Origin of the sequence: Arcicella gelida (genome assembly GCF_034931025.1) — a bacterium.
GTDB lineage: Bacteria > Bacteroidota > Bacteroidia > Cytophagales > Spirosomataceae > Arcicella > Arcicella gelida.
In genome coordinates, this window is the sequence record NZ_JAYGIL010000039.1 from 1 (window position 1) to 19,414 (window position 19,414).

The following is a 19,414-nucleotide window of genomic DNA, read 5'->3' on the forward strand; positions in this document are numbered from 1 at the left end:
TAGATGTCTTTAGCCCAGACATAGCCATTTTTTTGATAAGGGTTAGTCAGTGAATTCCAATCTGTTTCATTCAAATAATAATCATCCGTGCCAAGCTCACCCATGATTAATAGAGCATTAGCATTGAGCAAAGTAGTATTGTCCATTAAAGCATCTAAGTCTTTTAAAGTACTCGGTACCGCCAGCTTACGATTGGGTTCAATTTCCAAAAAATCCCCATAGCAGGCATTCATCAAGAGACTGAGTACACAGTAGCCAACCCAATATAGAATCGAATATATCTTTTTCATGTTGATAAATTTTACGTTTAAATTTTTCAAGTGTTACATGTCCATTTTAAATCCCAAAGAATAAGTTCTGATAGGAGGGAAGTCTGAGGTCGGGAAATCTGGGTCTAAACCTTGTTTATTGGCACGCCACAGTATCCCAACATTATTGACATACATGAAAACAGAAACATTGCTGAGTCCTAGTTTAGGAGCAGACAACTTATAACTAAGATTGATGTCTTTTAACCTAAGATGCGCTCCGTTTTCAATGAGTCTTTCATTGCTTAAATAAATATTATCCCGAGTAGTATTAGCAGTAAGCGTAACTGCTGGAACGGAAGTCTGTAATTCATCCCCAGGAGACCTCCATCTTGCTTCATAATCCCGATGACCCCCACCATAATTAATCAGATTGGAATAATTGATACTAGTTCTTCTGAACTGATAGCCAGTTTTATAAACCAGATTAACACTAGCAGTCAATCCTTTCCATGTAAAGGTATTTCGAAAACTACCAAAAAATACTGGTACAGTAACCCCCATTTCCTTGAGATTACTTTGCTGTAATGAAGCCCAGTAAGCCGCATAATTTTCGCCTAGTCCACCACTACCAGCTTTGCTATCATACACCTGCATAGCACCAGTGGTAGGATTTAGCCCATACCAAGGCAAAGCATAGAGTATATCCACAGACTTACCTTGGGTTGCAGGCGCACGCCCAGCGTTTGAGGCAGGAAGAAAGGAAAGCAAGGTAGGCGCTTCCGCCGCATTGTACTTGGTTACCTTGTTCTGTGTCCAAGAGGCAAGCAGCACTGCTGACCATTTAAACTTACCATTGGTAATAGCCCCATTGATTTCCAAATCTGCTCCTTTGGTAAGCAGATTGGCATAATTGATTCGGTTGTCAATGGTATATAAACCAGAAGAAGATTGGAAAATACCCGTCGTAGGATCCAGAAAATCATAGCCGATGAGGTCTATCCCAGCTTTCTCATAATACTCCAAACTTCCTCGAATTCTGTTATGAAAGAAAGAAAAGTCAGTAGCCATGTTCCAGACTACTACTTTTTCCCAGCGTAAATTAGGATTACCTGTAGTGGTTATACGTGCATAAGGATAATTGGTAATGACACCAGAAGAAAGAGAAATATTGGGAAGCGCACTTACTTGCTTGTTGATATTTCCATTAACCCCATACGTAGCCCTTAATTTAAGCAAGTCAACAGATTCAATGTCTGGCAACCATTCCTCTTTGATATTCCAAAGCAAACCCACCGACCAGAGAGGAACACCCTTTTGGTTAGTGGCTACCCCAAAAATATTAGAAGCATCCCAGCGACCACTGAGAGAAAGCGTATACTTCTTATCGTAAGTGTAAGCCAGATTAGCAAAGTAAGAGAGATAACGGTCAGTCAAATATCCAATATCGTTGATAGGAGAGGGGATTCTCCCCGAGGAAATAGGGCGTAATTGATAACTCGTCTCATAATTGAGATAAGGAGCACTGGTGAGTAGTTGGTCATCATAACCATATAGCAAGTATCCAGGGCCAGATTGAGAGCGGTCTTGTCTGACTTCTGCCCCAGCCAAGGCATCCAATTGGTGCAGCGGCTGAAAAAGCCCACTTTTCCCACTATGCCCACTATAACTATAATTGAGCTGTACTCTTCCATAATGACTATCTCCACTGCTTTGATTCCCCGATAGAATTCCACCCACAGGTATCACACTAGTGCCATTTGCTTGGGTGAATCGGTTCACAAGATCTCTGACATAATAGCTTTGTGGAGCGTAATGTTGGCGGGATGCTCCTTGCGCAAGACGAAACTGATATTTTACTTCTAAGGCTAGCGCTGGAATCAGTGCATAACGAATTCCTGCATTGATTCTTGTTTCATTATTTTTGGAAGTTTTATCAGCAAGAGCAAGTTCATCAAGGGGATTAAAAGCCCAATTGAGTAATCCTTGAGATTCTGCCGAAGCGATGTAAGGTTGGCGGTATTTATAAGGAATATATGTCGGCATTCCAGAATCATCTCTAAGACTTGTATAAGACTGAATGGCACCACCTTCCCTAGGAATGAGGTCTGTTCTCTCCAGTCCGTTATTGCTAAAATGCTGAAGGGCATAATACAGACTTGTAAAGAGTTCTAGTTTTTGATTGAATCGGTAAGTAAACTGATTATTGAGGGTTATTCTGGAAGAACTAAACCCAACGTTCCCAGAAAGATTTTTGTCAAAGCCAATAGCGGTAACATATTTCAGGCTATTATTTCCTCCAGCAATATTGAAAGCATACTGCTGATTCAGGCTGTTTTGATAAAGGTTAGCGAGCATGTCTTTTCTAATGTCTTTCGAGGCTAGCCCTTTCAATTGCCGCTCCATTTCTTCAGCTGAAAGCTTTCCTTCTTGTCTAGCAATCTGTATCTCAATCGCCTCAGGCAATAATGTCCAGTTATTTTGTTGAAAACCTCCCTGTGCAAATCGCAATCGCTGGAAATCAATCAGCTCCTGTGAAGCCAAGAAGTTAGGATTATAGAACAAATTCGGCTTTTCACCAATAGTGATATTCGACTGAAAGCTAACCGAAGTTTTTTGATTGTATTTTCCTTGTTTAGTGTTAATGACGATGACCCCGTTTCCTGCCCGAACACCCCAAATGGACGCCGCTGCGGCATCTTTCAAGATCGTAATATCCGCTATATCATTCGGATTGATGCTATTAATGTCTCCCTCATAGGGAAAGTTATCCACCACGATTAGGGGAGCCGTATCGGAGAAAATGCTACTCACTCCTCTGATTCTAAGCTCCAAAGTGGTTCCTCTGGGTGTGACAGTGCTTCTGTAAAACTGAAGAGCGGGAGTAACCCCTTCTAATCGACTGATGATGTCGGGGCTTACACTCCTGTTGATCAGCTCATTGCTGATGTGAGTGAAAGAACCAGTGGCACGCTCACGACTGATTTTAGCATATCCCGTAGAAACAACCACTTCATCAAGGGCAAGAGATTGCCTGTTCATCAACAGACTTTCAGGTTGTGAACGGTTATCAACCGCAATAACTATAGTCTTAAAACCGATACTAGAAATGACAAGGGTATCAACTGGGTATTTACTAAGTCTGAGTATCTCAAAAGAGCCATTGGCATCTGTGATAGTACCAGTGGCAGCCCGCAACAGCCTGACTGAGGCTCCTTGTATCGGGTGAGCGTCTGTAGCGTCCAGCACCCTGCTTTTTAATCGTTGGGCATAAAGCATGGCGCAATTTCCCATCAATAACAATAAGAAGAGTTTTTTCATTAGCTTGAAGATTAAGTGATAAGGATTAGATGAATGAATTAAAGATTAGCATATTTGACGATGATGACTGGTATTTCCTGCTGCTGCAATACCAAATCAAGCCCAATCTTATTAAGCTCCTGTTTGATAGCGGGGATGGTCAAGTTTGCTTTGTTTAGCCGAATAGATACCTTTTGCTTAACGGTAGTCCTGTCAATGATAGGATATGGCTGTTGTGCCAGTACAGCGATGATGTAATTAGTGAGTTGCTCAATGGCTTGGTTCTCCATCACAAAGTAGTTTTCAGCCTTTAAGTTTTCCTCCTTATCAGATGAGACGGAAACAGATAGAGAACTATCTCGATTGATAATCGCATAGCAAGGCAATTTCTTTTTTCCCAATACGGCGATGATTCCCTTTTCAAGCTTGAAATAGCGGTTGATGTCTTCTTCCATCAACTGATAGAGTGCTTTTCTTGAAATATTCAGGGAAGAGTCAATGGCTAGTTCGTAACAGTAGGAATGTTCTTTTAGCCATTGATAGTAAGCAAGATCCTTTTCATAAATACCTGTTTTCTGCTGCTGTGTGCCAATCAATTCTTCTTTGAGGGAATCGCTTATCTCCCAAACGATTCGGTTAAATCTACCAGCGTAAGGAATATCGAGTCTGTACATTTCATAAATAAGACTACGAAATGGTACATTATAAGCCCGAATATTAGTAGCACTTCTAGTGATTCCTCCGATATTGACGTTGATGCGTTTGGAGAGCAAAGACCTGATTCGAGTATCCTTTAGACTACCCCCGTTTCCATCCAAAAAGAGGGGAATATCACGGTTAAAACTGACAGGCGGAGTGATGTGTGAGAGTACAAAAGCTTCTCCGTTTAATGCACGGTGTAGATTATAGGTATTGGTATATTCTAAGGAAGCAGACGCTCCAAAAAACAGACCATTTCGAATCCATATTTGATGGGGGATACCTGTATGGGGGAAATAGCTTTTCAGTAAAGTATCTTCCACCACAGTAGGGAGGCTCCAGCCCCTTTTACGAAATAGAGGAAGAGCTTTACTACTGTTTTCGTAGGTTATGGGCAGGATTACCACGGCCGAGCCAAACTGCTTTTGCAAAGAATCCAGCTTACTAAGTGATTTAATACAAGGAGCACACCAAGTAGCCCAGAAGTCTAGGATGATTAGTTTATCCTTATAGTCACTTAGTTTCAGGTTTTGTTTGTCTTGGGGGTGGTTAGTGACTTTGAGGGACAAGTTCCAAAGCTCAGGTGGGATAGTGTCTCCCACCTTGAGTGCTTGGGCGGTTAGGAAATGTACAGATATGAAAAAGTAAAGGCATAGCAATGCCCTTACGCAGATTGTTGCGTTCATGGGTTTAGTTTTTAGATGAATGTATTAAAACATTAAAATAATAGCGTGAAAGCTACCTTATACAGGTGTTTTGATGATGTTCTTGTAGCGCTGTTTAGGGCATGCGCTGACATCAAGGCAAACTACAGCCTTAACATGATTGGGATAAAAAAAGGAATGTTTCATAACTCGCACCTATTTTACGAGTCTCTTTGCAGAAGGCTATAAAAGCAATGTAGCACAGGGAGAGCTACCGACCGCACAGCACGCTTCCGACGGCGACAAGGACGGTAAAACGGTAGAACCCGTGTGCTACACTGCTAAAATTACGCAAAAGTAGTCACACAGGCATCAAATCTACCGTCTCGCCTTATCAAATTGTCGGAATTTGCTGTCGAGACTCTTTAGTTTAATGCCAAAAAAATAATGAAATAGCTATTAGCTATAACTTACTCAAATATAAAATATATTTTTCGAAAAAAGTAAATATATGATAATTATTAGCGTAAATATTTTCATCCATTTACTGGATGAAAGAAGAAAATATTGAATATTCCGAAAAAATAGCCAATAAATTACGAAGGCTTATGGAAATCATAGATTTGGAAGTTCCGGGTTTTGCAGAATTTTTAGATAAATCTCCCTCACATTTATATGGTATTTTGAATGGCTCTAGATTTCTAAGTGAATCCTTTGCTAGAGAAATAGGTGATAAATTAGGGTTTGACGGAATGAAAATATTCAACTTAAATTCAAATATTCCCAATTATGTTAATAAATCGGAAGCTCTTATAAGATTCAAAAATGATAACAAAAAGAACGTTGAATATTTTTTAAGTGCTAAATCTAAACGAAGTATTGATTCATTTATTAATGAAGTTTTACTGAATTCAGGTCTTTTTAATGACGGTTACAAATACTTAAAAGAGATTACGAATTATTGTAAGGAAGAATTGAATAGAGAATTTCAACAAGACGAACTCTCAAAAGGGCTCAGATATGCTGTTTCTAAAGGTGTTCTAAAATCAATGAAAAGACCTATTTTATTAAATGATGGAAGCTTAGGGAGTAGGATGGTGGATGTGTATTTTAGATAACGGTATTAATGTGATTTTAATCCTAAGATAGGGTTGGGTATATCTTGAGAAAAATCCTCAAAGCAATCTAGCCTTTAACCATACCAAATAGGTAGAATATACATTTCTGATTTTGTATTGTTATTAGACAGAATTACCAAGATTATTAATATAATTGTTTGAAAATAAATAACTTATAAATTGTTGATAGCTAATAATAGCTTTGTTTATATCTATTACTTAGCTTTAGAGAAAAGTAGCAAACATGGGTATATTTACGAGTTAGCAATAATTGTATGACCGAGACAATAGACATATCACAAGAGAACACATTTGCAGTGATTATTGCAATTGAAGATTACCGTTTTAATGATGGCTCAATAGGAATTACACCAGTTAAGTATGCCAGAAACGATGCAACAAAATTCAAAAAAATGCTTCGTGAAGAATTTCAAATTCCCGAAGACAATATCACAATGTGGTTAGACAAAGATACTACAAAAAGTGCTTTTGAAAATGAATTACCATATAGCATCAGACAACTTTCAAAAGGCCAAAAATTTATTTTTTATTACGCAGGACACGGTTTCTTTTCTTCATCGCAGAACAAGTTAACTTGTTGGGATACTCACCCGGATAACCTTGTTGGTACAACTGTATCAATAAATGAAGTTCTACTAAAACCTCTTGAAGAAACCGAATGTCAGCAATCCATAATTTTTTTAGATTGTTGTTCAAATTATATCAAAGATAAGCTTTCGAGTAGGGACATAATTTCAAACTTTAATGACCGAGAATTTGAAGCATTTCTGAAATCTAAGGAATATAATGCTGTTTTTATGTCTTGCTCACCAGGTGAAAAGTCTTACTCAAATGATATTTTAAAACATGGGATTTGGACTTATCACCTTATTGAAGCTCTAAAAGGAAATATACCTGATGTCATTTTAAGAAAACAGTTTATTACAGATAATTCTATAAAAAACTATTTAGCGATTGCAGTACCTAGGTTCATTACAGAAAAGACAGAACATCGTGGTACACAGAGACCATATGCCAAGATTAATTCAACTGGAGATTTTCTAATTCGTAAGCTTCCTGTAGTTGAAGAAAAATTGAATAACGAATTTCCCAAGTTAAATCTAAAATTTGACAATGCATCTTTTAGAAAAGTGACATTTGTTCCAATTAAAAGAGCTAAAGGTTTTCAAAGAGGACATTTTATACCAGACAAAGTAAGTGCATCAGGAAACTTATTTATTCAAAGGGTGTTTAACGATAATCTTGAGGAAGAAATTCAAGAGATTTACCAAAATACTAAAGAAGTACTCTCTTTACGAAAAAGACACATTCAGATAGTTTCAGAAGTAGGCGGTGGTTCGGTGGAGTGTGACACTTACAGATATTTTATTGAAGTTGAGCAAAGTTCCGATAATCCTGCCGAAGCAAAGATGGTAAGACGATTAATTATTAGGGTTAGAAGAGAAGAACTAGTTGAAAACTTTGATGATATTTTTCCTCAGCAAATAGATGAAATTGTAATTCCTTATGAAGGTAAAATTGACTTTGATGAACTAGTTGAAAAGTTTGAAAACCTCAAAGATGAAGATAGGGGAAAATTGTATGATAATGAAATGAAAGGAGAGATTGAATACACAACGTACAGTGGACTGACAATTAAAGTTGATGTGGAAGATTTGGAAATTACAATTACACCGAACAAAACAATGAAGTGTCTTGAATTAATTGACACTACAATCGAGGGTCTAAAAAAAATAAGTATTGGAAAAGTAAATCTTCTAAAATGAGAACAACTACTGCTAATAATTAAGCATTCGCCATGGCTGCAAGCCATGCGATGAAGGAATGAGGGGCGCTTAGTCTTGAACTTACTTAAACTGCGCAGTCAGCTTCGGTGGTTTCTTTTATAGAGGTGTTCTTCAACTTGAAGATTTTGGAAGAGTAGGTTTTCGCCTGCTTTTTTTAAAGGCTTGTTTCTCATTTATAGTTATACCTATGTTCTAAAGTAAGTCTTTTCAAAATTGTTAGTCCATTTGATTAATTAATTTAAAATAGGTGAATTGTTTAGAATTGCAAGGAAAACAACTATTTTAGGAATTACAAAACTGACAGGACAATACAAAAAGTATTACAAATACTTTCGCATATTAGGGATTTAGCACCAAGTAACACGATACCCAAAAAATGGCATAAAATGATAAATAAAATAATCAGCATCAAAACTAAGAAGCAGAAAATTACTATGCTATTAGGATGGATTTTAATAGTGGTATTTACTTTAACCATTTTGGCGTATTTTATTTTATTAACAAGTTCAACAGAGTACTCATTAGTTACACTTGAGTACAACTTATGGTCAATTCCAAGAATTATCAGGAGAACAGTACAAATCTACATCCTTTTCTTGCTACTCGTTTTAGCATTTTGTTTGTCAGCAGACAAAAAAAATGTTGTGCTATACCTAAGAAAATTTCGTTTGAACACAAATGTTATATCACCTGATAATAAAGGAGGGTTGGGAAAAAAAATTCGTATTGTAACATTGCAAGATGAGTCATTTCCTTCTATGTCTTCAACACGAAAGGATAAACTCTTCGCTTATGTAATAACTTTTATAATTTTCATTTCAGCTATTTTGATTATTTACTATTTAGAGATTGTGAGTATTCCTGTCGTATCAGAAGGTAACAGCCACCTCATTGTAGTCATAGCCTTTATTATTGGATATATAATGTGGTTGTGTATAACACTATTAATTTTTATTTTATTCTATATAATTGTACACAATAAGAATAAGGTAATTCAAATAACAAAAACTCAAGACATCAAAATTGCAAGTAGTAAGGTTGCTTCGCTAAATTTTTTCATTAAACGACTCTCTTTATTAGGAACGAGATCCACCATTGTTGAAACACAAAACTACTTATGGCAGGAAACAGTTTCTTCACTAATTAGCGAATGTGATGTTGCAATAATTGATATAACTCAATTAACGGACAACATCACTTGGGAGATTAAAAAATGCTTATCTAATAATATTCCAATTGTTTTGATTTACTCAGCAGAAATCAAAACACAACTAATAGCAATTCTAAATCATCTGTCATTGCACTTGAATGTAGAAACTTTATCAAATATTCCTGCTTTAGAATTTCCTGCTAATGACAAAAGTCAATTGTCTGATTTTAGAATTAATCTTGTTAAGATTATAACTGAAAGTTATAGCTTTTCTAGACAACATGTGTCAATCAATGCTTATCATTTTAGGCGATTATTTATTTATCTATTTTTATTTTTATTAGCAATAGTTTTTGCCACTCTACTTACCTTAACTGTCGGGTTCCATATTGAGACTTTGATTCATCAACAATGTTATTATTTCATTCTTAATAATACCTAAAGCGACATTTTGATTGATTTGATAGGCATATTTGTTGGAAACTTTTTGTTCTTGGTCAAGTTGACTTTGAGCATCAGCAATCAGTAAAGAAGCGATATTGGAGGTTAATATTTTTACAAAAAAGTCCTGTTTTACTCCCTCTACTGTTTTAGAGGAAAAGTTTTCGAGTTGCATTTTTTCTTTTAATACACAATAATAACCCTCTACTCGCCATCGTAATTGATATAAATAAGCCAGTTCTTCAATGGTAAAATCAGTGTTAGTAAGTAGATATTCATACTCCCTCGTTGGGAATAATATACGGACTACCCTTGTTTGTACTTCATCTGGCACTTTAGAAAGTGTTTTAAAGAAAGTATTATGAATACGTTTATTGGTTATCTTTAGAGTAAGTATAGCATCTTCTTCATTGGGGTTTACAAAGTCAACAACTTCTGGGCAAAACACTGATTTACAACGAATAACATAAGAATTACCTGCCAATGGAATATCTATCATTTTTTTTAAAGAAGGATAGTTCCTATCCATTAAATAAATCGTGGGAGCGATTGAATATTTTGAAAACATATTGCTTCGATGTCAAGATGAGATTCATAGAGTTCGTGTTTGCAGACTTTACAAGGAGAAATATCAGAGGCAATCACTATTTTATTGAGTAAATCATAAGCCACAGAACAACGAGCCATAGGCATAGCTTTATCTGTTTGGTTTTTCCATGTGCCAAAAAAGTATGTACTGCCTCTGGTAATTGTAGTAGGCTTCCATCTACTGCGACCAATAAGTATTTCTCTTTATAGGTTTTAAAAGGAGGTCTTTGATAGAAGTTTTTGACTAAATCATTATTCAAAGCTATAAAGGCTCTGTATTTAAGCTTTTTACGTCCTTGACTAAATGCCTGTTTAGAATAAAAATTGCTACAAGATAACAACAAAAGAGCTTTATCTATCTCAACACTAAGGTTCTTAATGAGCATACTAACTTGGATAATAATGAAATCAGAAAAACCTAAGATTCTGTCTCGGACAAAACTTTTAGGGCTAATTCTATGGGTATCTTTAAAGTTTTTGCTCATGATAAGACTATGGATACTTGTAATAATTGCTTGGTTTTTTGCTAGCATAATATACAAAAATACCCGCATACCCTTAAATTGACGACATTACGACCAGTGGCAAATCGAAAAATGCTGTCCGCATAAACTCTTCCGTCAGAAGAAATATTCGAAGTCGTCTGGAAAGTGATTACTACTTTTATTGTTAGCATTTCAATGCAGTCCGGTTTATTTAATTCTTCTGTAAGTCGTATGAGTGTATTAGAGAATTGGAACGAAGATTTTTTTAACTAGTAAGTAAAGTTGAAATTCGCCATTTTCTTCGAGTTTAATATTCCCACCGGAGTATAGTAGATCTCTAAAGATCCAGACTCTCCTACAAAGTAAAAATAATGATCATTAGCAAAAAAGCCAATAGACCCAATAAGTCCGGTCCTGCCTTGGAAAGTTATTATGGAAGCACCTGATGAGTCATATAAATCAATACTTCCACTCTCGTTTACTTTTAGCTTATATAAGCCTGTTGAGGAGGTCAACAACGTTTTTTTAAAACCATACATTTGCTGAATTCCCACTGCTTTAGTTTGTTTTAACTCACTGGTAAAATTAAATTCAGATTTCATAACAGGGAACTTTTTGAAATCATGAAATCCCTGTTCCCAGAGTGAACCGACACAATCAATAATCAAGGATCTTGATTTTGTATTATACAAAACATTTTGAATCCTTACTAGGCCTTTATTTCGTACATCAATATCGATAAGTTTATTATTGAAAACTTCCCATTTATGCACTTGACTGTCTCCTAAGGTGTATACTATCCCACCTGTTACACAAAAATCGTGAATGCGTCCAGGACCCAGAAACTGGCTTAATTTAACTCCTGCAGTGTTAAACAAGTATAGCTTATCATCGTAATCTAAAGCAAGTACCTGGTCGTCATTCAAAAATTTTACTTTGTAAAAATTGCCATAAATAACTCCTAACTCTTGACCACTCGTTTCCCAAATCCTTGTGGTGCGGTCAGATAATGAACCGATAATTAAATATCCATTCGGGGCTATAGAAACATCATAAAAATGTGTTCCTCCTTCAAATTCACCTTGATAATCCTTGTAATTATATTTTTCGGGTTTAAGTACAAAAAAATCAAACAAATTCGAATTCTTAGTTGATATCTTGCCCTCGGACGCATCAGAACTATTTCTAACCCATCCATGAACCTCTCCTATTTGGTCAATACCCTTCACAATTAAATGATTGTTAGCCGAAATATCACATTGAAAGTAATCAGTTTTCCATGAAGTGTCGACTGGAAAATTTTTTACTTCATTAAGCTGAAGCAATTGGTTTAATTTATAAAGTTTAATCTCAAATCTGTTGTCATTAAAAAACGCACCTAATTGTATATAATTATTACCCCTGATTTTGATTTCCCCAATTCCATCAATGAGTCCCTTGCCATCAAAGACCTTTTTGATTTCATTTCCTTTATTATCATATAATTTAAGCATTCTGCTATCGCCTCCAATAATATAATTTCCAATAAATGCAAGGTGTAAAATAGTATCTGAAGTAACCTTTTTATTATTTATAACTTTCCCCTGTGGATTTAGAAGTGTAAAAGTTCCATTCTTATTACCGACTAAAATATTTCCGTTATGTTCTGATACATAGATACTATTGGCTTTTTCTTCAATATTAATGGCCATTGAATAAAAATTGAAATTGCCTTTATAGATTCCTTTTATTATTTCAGCGAAATTTTTGGTTTTGTGGCCAAATTTTAAGTTAAAATATTGAGCAAATCTAAATGCTTTTGTAGGATCGACTTTTTCTAATTTAAGATTTTCGAATGATAGCTCATTCATCTTCTTTTCTTCTTTAGCTGTATCACGTTGTCGGTTGGTTTCTTGTATTTGTGTCGTAAGTTGCATATTTTTAACTTTAACTTCCTCTTTTTGCAGGAACGCATAAAATGCAGCAAAACTGGCAGTTAAAAGAAGCAAGCAAAGCACAGTAATAGCAGAATTCCTGAGTATAATAACTTTTTTGTATTGTGTGACTTCTTCGCTAATTACATCAGCAACTTCCATTTTTTTTATTGTTGCGACTATGACTGCAATTTTTTCCTTAAAGAAAGGATTTCTTAAAGATTGATTTGCTTCATTTTTTGTCTCTTTAAAATCAATATAAAGTGGTTCATCAGTAAAAGCCTTGTACTTCATTTTAGGTAATGAAGTAGTTGCAGTCCAATCAAAATCATTTTGATTATTATCCCAAGTTATATTCCCCTTTGTAAGTATAATTATAAGATTTGTTACCCCTTTGTTTTCTAACCAAAATGTTAATTCACGCTTTACCCACTTGGAATCAGCAGCTTCAGGCGAAGCCAACAGAATGAAATAGTCAGATTCTTTCAAAGCATTTTTGATATTGTTCCATAATTGAGGACTTGCGCTCAAATTGGTTTGGTCTCTAAATACTTTCAATCCACGTATCTTATTCCAAGGTTTTCCAAGTTGTTGTATAGATTTTTGTATAGATTTTCCAAGACTTATATCTTCTTTGTGTGAGTAAGATATAAAGGCATTATATTTTTTATCCTGCATAATAATTTCATCTTTTTGTTTTCAAAAAATTCTCCTTTGTTAGCCTTCCGATTCGGTACGAGTACTCTCAAATTCAAGGTATGAGAAAACCGGAAATTAAATATATTAAAGCAAATATCTTAATCCAGACTGGTCACGACTTTTCCCCAGGAATAATATTTTCATTCAAAAATAAAAAAGAAAGAATATCAGGTAGATTTTTGTCAGTTATGTCTAGTTTCACTTGCTAAATAAACTGCCAGATAGTATCGGAGTTTTAATTTAAAATTGCTGGCAATGTTCGTATTGGCGAAGTAGTTAGCATCGCTGTTTATTTCGCAAATACATGTTGAACTAAACCTGTAGTAGCTTTTGCTTCTCAAGGTTCTATCTTTGCATAAATTACAAACTATTTCTAAGTTGACAAAAAAAGAATGTTGATGAATTACGAGTTGATACACTCATTCATAGTGCAAAAGTAGAAGTGGCTGACTTCGAAGCTCTTCTTTATCGTTTCAAGCGTAATATTTCTATTTTAGGTAGAAGTAAAAGCACTTTTGAGAATTACGCTCGCCATGTTGACGCCATTGCCCTTCACTATGGTTAAATCCCGACCCTGTTAGACCAGACCAAGAACAGATACATGAATACCTGTTTATGTTTCAAAAGCGGTCTCAAACTCCTTCACAAACCTAGACTAGGAGTCTTTTAGTAGAAGCTGTTTAAACTTTTGTTTTTTTAGCGACTTTACGTAATAAAATAACTGAGAATGCCATAAGATGCAATGAAATCCAATTTTGTACTAAAAATTCGAACCTGACAAGAAGTGCCTTGAAGCTATCAATCCAAGCATTGGTTCGTTCAATTACGTAACGTCCTTTGTAGAGTTCATCATCAAATATCTCCTGTCCTGTTTCTGGCACTTTGTTCTCTTGTTTATTTCTTGGATTCGGTTTGATATTAGCAATGATACCCTCTTTAGAGCAAGCTTCTTTTAATACTGTGGAATCAAAGCCTCCATCAGCATTTAAAAACAAGCCATCTAAGCTAATTTTTGCTTCTTTTAACATATCACAAAGTTCACCAAATAGTATGTTAATTTCATATAAATCATGATGATTACCATCTTGAGGTGTACTCATAGATAATGGAATACCCTGATTATCAACAACAAACAAAGCGTTGGTCGTCTTGCAAGATTTTCTACCTTGATAGGCAACCGCTTCACCACCATTTTTTGAAGGGGTGTGTGAACCGTCTAAGGAAAGTCTTGATAAGTCAAGATATTGCCGATTTTCTCTGAGTAAATTAACAAAAATCTTTTGCCAACAACCTGCCTTATTCCACTTATTAAAGTGGTAATAGACACTATTCCAAGACAAAATAGTTCCTCTAAAAAATCTCTCAGTTGGTAACTCTCTCCATTGACAGCCTGTTTTCAAGCGGTATAAAATAGCTTCTACAAGCTCGACTAAAGGTACTTTCGGCTCAAAACCTCGACTTCCAACGGATAAATTTGGGATAATCCACTTCTCTATTGTATTTTTACTTAGCATTCCCGGTAAGTGATATTTTATGATTAGACACCACGAAATTCGCACTTATTTGGGAATGTTTTGCATTTGTTTAAACAGCTTCGTAGTGAAATGACATACAATTCATAATTTTTTTGGTCAATTATACCATCTTGGATCACAATTTTTTGCCAGTTATTACTCACAAAATTCATGGGAGCATCTTGTGGAAACTTTTTCTTTTTACCGCTTTGCAAGTCTTTCACCAAAGTCAAAGCAGTTTCAAAATTATCTTTAGTAAATGCTACTTTAAAAGCTAATCGGGTCAATAAATTAGGCGCAAATTGCTTCATTAATGAATAATTATTTTTTAAAAACGATAAGTAAGAGGTGGTTTTTAGGGCTTTATTTGTCAATATTTGTAGAACTTGCTGAATATGTTCTTTGGGTAAATTCTCATAAATGGTATCTCTTAATTGTTCTTTTCCAATCGTTTCATCAATGACTATTTTGCCCATTTTGGTGAGTATTTTGATGGCTCGCTGTTGAGATTTTACTGTTTCTAATAAATATCCAAAGATTTTTTAGCTTTATTGATCATCTGTTGCCAATAATCGCAGAACATAGCCAAAATAATATCAGTAATATCTAACAAACTTTCTCTTAGAAAACATACCAACATGGGATAAAGTCTAACGGGATTTAGCCTTTTCAAATGAGTATTAGAATCAGGTCTTACGGCATTGGCTAAACGCTTTTGTCTATTTGATGAAATTACTGATAGCTCCCACGTTTTAGCTCCCAATTTTTCCAAATAGGGGTATCACCCAAATTTCGGGGAAATTCGCCACGATAATTATTTAATTGTTTGATTTTTAATCAATTACACTAATTTCATTTTTCAAAACTACCTTTTCAGGTACTTGTACAAAGTAGGTTTGGTCACTTTCAAGGTTTCACAAATCTCTTTAATGGTGTGATTTTTAGCATCATACATAGTTTGAGCGGTTTTTTGTTTTGTTGCATCCAGCTTAGGTTTTCTTCCCCCTTTGATACCTCTGGCTCTGGCAGCCGTTAATCCAGCATTAGTCCTTTCGACGATTAAATTCCTTTCAAACTCTGCCAATGCACCGAAAAGATGAAAAATAAGTTTTCCTGTGGGCGTTGTTGTATCTATACTTTCGTGTAAAGACCTCAAAGCAACTTTTCCTTTTTCCAGATAATTAACCCATTCAATTAAATCTTTGAGACTCCTTCCTAATCGGTCAAGTCTCCAAACAATAATTGTGTCCCCTTCACGAAGCTGTTCTTTGAGCTTATTGAGTTCGGGGCGGTCAGATTTTGTTCCACTTATCTTATCAATAAATATTTTTTGACACCCCGCCACTTTAAGAGCATCTGTTTGCAGATTGGGGTTTTGGTCTGATGTTGAAACTCTTGCGTATCCTATGAACATAAAATGATGGAGTAATTATTATGATGGGGGTTCAAAAAGTTAAATTACTCATTAAGAAGCGAATATATTTAACTTTGATTTATTAACCTAATTTATTTACTTAAAAACTATCTATATTTGATTTATTTTGAGCAATTAAAAAAGGTAAAGAAATCCCACGTTTAAGCATAGAGAACATATGAGTAATTTAGACATCCTAAACCAAGAAGAAATTAAGGAGTTTGAAAATCCTCCCGTGTTTTCGTTTCAACAACAGAAGGTCTTTTTTGATATTCCGCAATGGTTAAAGATTAAATTGCGAGATTTGGGTTCACCTGCCAATCAAGTTGGCCTTCTTCTCCAATTAGGTTATTTTAGAGCCTGTGGGCGATTCTTCAAATTGGGTACTTTCCGCCAACCAGACATTCGTCATACTTGCCGAAGCCTAAAATTTAAACTGGAACAGATTGATTTGACCAATTATTCTTACAGCTCTATGAATCGCCATAGTTATCTTATTCTAAATGAGTTAGGATTTCATTCTTTTAGCGGTTGGCACAAATCTCTGGCGGTTCAAGAAGCTAAATATTTAGTAACCAAACAAATTAGCCCTTCCAGTATTTTTAGGTCTTTATGCGATTTTATCAGAACGCACAGCATTGAAATTCCTGCCTATCATACGCTGGCAACTCTGATTACCCAAACCATCCGAAGCTCCGAAAAAAACCTTTTAGAAACTATCCAGACTCAATTAAGTTCCCAACAGAAGACCGCTTTGGATAGTTTATTTGATAAACTTCCCGATGATAAGAAGGGAAGACATACCTATAAAATTTCACGGTATAAATCACTGATTGAACTGATGAAACTCTCCTCAATCAGGTCAAATATGACTACTCTGAAGGAATTAAAAGAGCTCTATAATTTACTTATCTCCTTCATAAATAGCCTTTATTTATCCGAGGAACTCATTGAGTATTATGCTCAATACGTGCTTGCTGCCGATGTTTTCCAAATCAAACAACGTAATCAAAAATATTTACTCCTGATTTGCTTTGTCAAATATCAATATCTGGCTATCAATGATGTGATGGTACAAACGTTTATGTCCACCACTCAACAGACACTTCGTCAGGCGGATAATCGTAAAAATGAATTATTGATTGCTTGGCAAGAAGCTAATCAAATCAGCCAAGAACAAATTTTATTAGCCGTTTTGACAGAAGCTCCCCTGATAAAATTGCTCCAAGATACCGCCTTTTCTTTCGATAAAACCCAGGAGGATAAATACAAAATCATGATTGAAATCATCAAAGACCCTCAGCATGATGAATTCTTGAAATTAGTCCCTTCGGTTGAGAAATTATACCATGAATCAACAAAAAGTTTAGAGAAAAAATTATTGTATGATGCGATGGTAGAGAAGTCAAGAGCCTTCCAGAATCGAGTAGCGGAGATGCTTCGACACGTTGAATTCACAGCAACTCAGCCCGATGATAAAATTATGACTGCTTTGAATTTTTATCAAAAAAAGCGGGGAGATTTAACACCAAATGCTCCGATGGAATTTCTCAACAAAGAAGAGAAAGAACGCATCAAATCTGGCAAAAACAGCTTTAATGAGCCTTTATACAAGGTTTTATTGGCTAAATACATTCATAAATCGCTCAAATCTGGAAGAATAAACGTACAAGTTTCGCACCAATTTAAGGCATTTGAAGACTATATGATTTCTCAGGAAGAATGGTCTATTAATCGTGAGGGTTTATTAGAAAGAGCTGGAATGAACCATTTGAAGGATTGGGAGCCGATTCAAAAAATACTTGAAAACAAACTCACTACACAATTCAATGAAACCTTTGAGTCAATCAATAAAGGAACTAATTCATTCGTCAAGAAACGAAAAAATAATACCTTACAATTCATTACACCTAAAAAGAAAACCCAAACATCGAGTATAGAATTATACGCATTGGAACTATATGTGACTATTTTTGAGGTACTTCATACGGTAAATGAACACACCGAATTTACTAAGAAATTAACCCATAAAGTGGAAGAATATCGCCGAGATATTATGCCAAACGTTATCAATTTCGCTTCTATTATTAGTTGGGGGTGTAACTTAGGGTTAGGATTAATGGCTAAAAAATGCAAAAAATCCCCAAATATCACCTTAGCGGCTCTCGAAAAAACGTCTAATTGGCATTTATCTTCTAAAAATCTACTGGATGCTAATGATAGAATTATTCAAATCATGGATTCTATGCCAATCAACGCTGTTTTTAAGGAAGAAGAAAATCTATTGCGGTCTGCTTCGGATGGTCAAAAATATACGATGGCTCTCAATTCCATCCATGCTAATTATTCATCAAAATATTTTGGGAAAGAAAAAGGGATTATCATTTACTCATTTATGGAAGAGCATTACCCTGTTGTATATATGACAACCTTCTCGGCAGGTGAATTTGAGGCATGGTTTATCTTGGATGGTTTACTGCATTATCAACCTGTTTTACAGCCCAAGCCCAAAAGAAAAGAGAAAAATCAGGTAATTGATACTACAAATATCGATGAAAGTAGTGAAGAAAACGATGATGAAAGTAACCGCCTACATTCTACCGACCAACATGGCATTAATTACATCAATTCTGCCATCTGCTATTTGCTTGGTATTGAGTTTCAACCAAGATTTAAACAAATCCACAAGGTAAAACTCTACGGAGTCGCAGGAATGCCAATCACACAACAGCTTGATTATCAAATTAATGCAGGAAATAATATCAATACTAAAATTATTGCCGAACAATGGGATAATATTTTGAGATTGGTAGCCACACTCAAATTAAAACAAACAACTCCATCTATTCTACTAAAAAGGCTAACCTCCTATACCAATAAACACCCTTTAAATGTGGCTTTGCAGGAGTTAGGGAAACTTGTTCAAACAATCTTTGTTCTCAAATATATGCACTTAGAAGACCTTAGACGGATTATTAACCATCAACTCACTCAAATTGAAAGTATGCACCAGCTTTCGGATGAACTCAATTTAGGACACGATGGGCTGATTCAATTTGCCACCAAAGAAGAGTTATTGGTGATGGCTCGGAGCAAACAACTCTTGATAAATTCAATCGTCTGTTACAATTACTTGTATCAAACTCAAAAACTCATTGAGGCAAGTCCAGAAGAAAGAAAAGAAATACAAAAAGCTTTATCGCAATCGGCAGCATTCGCCTACAAACACATTAATTTTCAAGGAGAATATGATTTTTCTGATGAAGTAGTCGAAAATACCCTGAAAGTGGACTTAAACAAACCTATTGATTTAGAGGAAATGGATTAAACGTAATTAACTGAAAAATAATTAGTTATGTGCTTTTTGTGGCGAATTTCCCCGAAATTTGGGTG

General features: G+C 35.3%; 15 protein-coding genes. 5 read left to right on the forward strand and 10 right to left on the reverse strand.

Annotated features, from left to right (window positions below):
- From VB776_RS21740 to VB776_RS21750, 3 genes are all read right to left on the reverse strand, one after another.
- The coding region (locus VB776_RS21740; RefSeq protein WP_323698980.1) for a hypothetical protein at nt 1-290 on the reverse strand (290 nt) is incomplete at its 3' end.
- A gap of 33 nt (nt 291-323) precedes the next feature.
- Nucleotides 324-3,542 (reverse strand): SusC/RagA family TonB-linked outer membrane protein, encoded by a 3,219-nt coding sequence (locus VB776_RS21745; protein WP_323698981.1) that lies wholly within the window; start codon nt 3,540-3,542, stop codon nt 324-326.
- A 65-nt stretch (nt 3,543-3,607) separates the two neighbouring features.
- Entirely contained in the window at nt 3,608-4,933 is a 1,326-nt protein-coding gene (locus VB776_RS21750) for a TlpA family protein disulfide reductase (RefSeq protein ID WP_323698982.1), read from the reverse strand.
- Between the two features lie 509 nt (nt 4,934-5,442).
- Here VB776_RS21750 and VB776_RS21755 point away from each other — a divergent pair.
- The 3 genes from VB776_RS21755 (at nt 5,443) to VB776_RS21765 (ending at nt 9,409) form a co-directional block, all read left to right on the forward strand.
- A complete protein-coding gene (locus VB776_RS21755; RefSeq protein WP_323698983.1) occupies nt 5,443-6,009 on the forward strand; it encodes a hypothetical protein in 567 nt (188 codons plus the stop codon).
- 275 nt (nt 6,010-6,284) lie between these two features.
- Nucleotides 6,285-7,796: a caspase family protein gene (locus VB776_RS21760; RefSeq protein WP_323698984.1), complete on the forward strand. Its 1,512-nt coding sequence runs from the start codon at nt 6,285-6,287 to the stop codon at nt 7,794-7,796.
- Nucleotides 7,797-8,203: 407 nt separating this feature from the next.
- Nucleotides 8,204-9,409, forward strand: coding sequence for a hypothetical protein (locus VB776_RS21765; protein WP_323698985.1), 1,206 nt, complete (start codon nt 8,204-8,206; stop codon nt 9,407-9,409).
- Here the strand turns inward: VB776_RS21765 and VB776_RS21770 are convergent.
- The 3 genes from VB776_RS21770 to VB776_RS21780 form a co-directional block, all read right to left on the reverse strand.
- On the reverse strand, nt 9,338-9,976 hold the full coding sequence (locus tag VB776_RS21770) for a transposase (RefSeq protein WP_323698986.1): 639 nt from the start codon (nt 9,974-9,976) through the stop codon (nt 9,338-9,340). The two genes, VB776_RS21765 and VB776_RS21770, sit on opposite strands and share 72 nt — an antisense overlap.
- Nucleotides 9,977-10,052: 76 nt before the next feature.
- Entirely contained in the window at nt 10,053-10,529 is a 477-nt protein-coding gene (locus VB776_RS21775) for a hypothetical protein (RefSeq protein WP_323698987.1), read from the reverse strand.
- 221 nt (nt 10,530-10,750) lie between these two features.
- Complete coding sequence (locus VB776_RS21780; protein ID WP_323698988.1) at nt 10,751-13,072, reverse strand: TIR domain-containing protein; 2,322 nt, start codon at nt 13,070-13,072, stop codon at nt 10,751-10,753.
- 463 nt (nt 13,073-13,535) lie between these two features.
- On the opposite strand from VB776_RS21780, the gene VB776_RS21785 reads away from it, so the two are divergent.
- The gene (locus VB776_RS21785) at nt 13,536-13,658 is read left to right on the forward strand and encodes a hypothetical protein (protein ID WP_323698989.1); all 123 of its coding nucleotides are present in this window, start codon (nt 13,536-13,538) and stop codon (nt 13,656-13,658) included.
- 115 nt (nt 13,659-13,773) lie between these two features.
- Here the strand turns inward: VB776_RS21785 and VB776_RS21790 are convergent, their stop codons facing one another.
- From VB776_RS21790 to VB776_RS21805, 4 genes are all read right to left on the reverse strand, one after another.
- Nucleotides 13,774-14,607: an IS5 family transposase gene (locus tag VB776_RS21790; RefSeq protein WP_323698990.1), complete on the reverse strand. Its 834-nt coding sequence runs from the start codon at nt 14,605-14,607 to the stop codon at nt 13,774-13,776.
- Nucleotides 14,608-14,630: 23 nt separating this feature from the next.
- Nucleotides 14,631-15,083 (reverse strand): hypothetical protein, encoded by a 453-nt coding sequence (locus tag VB776_RS21795; RefSeq protein WP_323698991.1) that lies wholly within the window; start codon nt 15,081-15,083, stop codon nt 14,631-14,633.
- 44 nt (nt 15,084-15,127) lie between these two features.
- Nucleotides 15,128-15,370, reverse strand: a complete 243-nt coding sequence (locus tag VB776_RS21800; RefSeq protein ID WP_323698992.1) for a hypothetical protein — start codon at nt 15,368-15,370, stop codon at nt 15,128-15,130.
- Between the two features lie 102 nt (nt 15,371-15,472).
- Nucleotides 15,473-16,021, reverse strand: a complete 549-nt coding sequence (locus VB776_RS21805) for a recombinase family protein (RefSeq protein ID WP_323698993.1) — start codon at nt 16,019-16,021, stop codon at nt 15,473-15,475.
- A 178-nt stretch (nt 16,022-16,199) separates the two neighbouring features.
- On the opposite strand from VB776_RS21805, the gene VB776_RS21810 reads away from it, so the two are divergent.
- Nucleotides 16,200-19,349 (forward strand): Tn3 family transposase, encoded by a 3,150-nt coding sequence (locus VB776_RS21810; protein WP_323698994.1) that lies wholly within the window; start codon nt 16,200-16,202, stop codon nt 19,347-19,349.
- Nucleotides 19,350-19,414 lie beyond the last annotated feature (65 nt).

What these genes read in the sequence shown, in the direction of transcription:
- VB776_RS21745 (WP_323698981.1), bottom strand. Translation starts at nt 3,542, where the DNA reads ATGGGAAATTGCGCCATGCTTTATGCCCAACGATTAAAAAGCAGGGTG.
- VB776_RS21750 (WP_323698982.1), bottom strand. Translation starts at nt 4,933, where the DNA reads ATGAACGCAACAATCTGCGTAAGGGCATTGCTATGCCTTTACTTTTTC.
- VB776_RS21755 (WP_323698983.1), top strand. Translation starts at nt 5,443, where the DNA reads ATGAAAGAAGAAAATATTGAATATTCCGAAAAAATAGCCAATAAATTA.
- VB776_RS21760 (WP_323698984.1), top strand. Translation starts at nt 6,285, where the DNA reads ATGACCGAGACAATAGACATATCACAAGAGAACACATTTGCAGTGATT.
- VB776_RS21765 (WP_323698985.1), top strand. Translation starts at nt 8,204, where the DNA reads ATGATAAATAAAATAATCAGCATCAAAACTAAGAAGCAGAAAATTACT.
- VB776_RS21770 (WP_323698986.1), bottom strand. Translation starts at nt 9,976, where the DNA reads ATGTTTTCAAAATATTCAATCGCTCCCACGATTTATTTAATGGATAGG.
- VB776_RS21775 (WP_323698987.1), bottom strand. Translation starts at nt 10,529, where the DNA reads ATGCTAGCAAAAAACCAAGCAATTATTACAAGTATCCATAGTCTTATC.
- VB776_RS21780 (WP_323698988.1), bottom strand. Translation starts at nt 13,072, where the DNA reads ATGCAGGATAAAAAATATAATGCCTTTATATCTTACTCACACAAAGAA.
- VB776_RS21790 (WP_323698990.1), bottom strand. Translation starts at nt 14,607, where the DNA reads ATGCTAAGTAAAAATACAATAGAGAAGTGGATTATCCCAAATTTATCC.
- VB776_RS21795 (WP_323698991.1), bottom strand. Translation starts at nt 15,083, where the DNA reads ATGGGCAAAATAGTCATTGATGAAACGATTGGAAAAGAACAATTAAGA.
- VB776_RS21805 (WP_323698993.1), bottom strand. Translation starts at nt 16,021, where the DNA reads ATGTTCATAGGATACGCAAGAGTTTCAACATCAGACCAAAACCCCAAT.
- VB776_RS21810 (WP_323698994.1), top strand. Translation starts at nt 16,200, where the DNA reads ATGAGTAATTTAGACATCCTAAACCAAGAAGAAATTAAGGAGTTTGAA.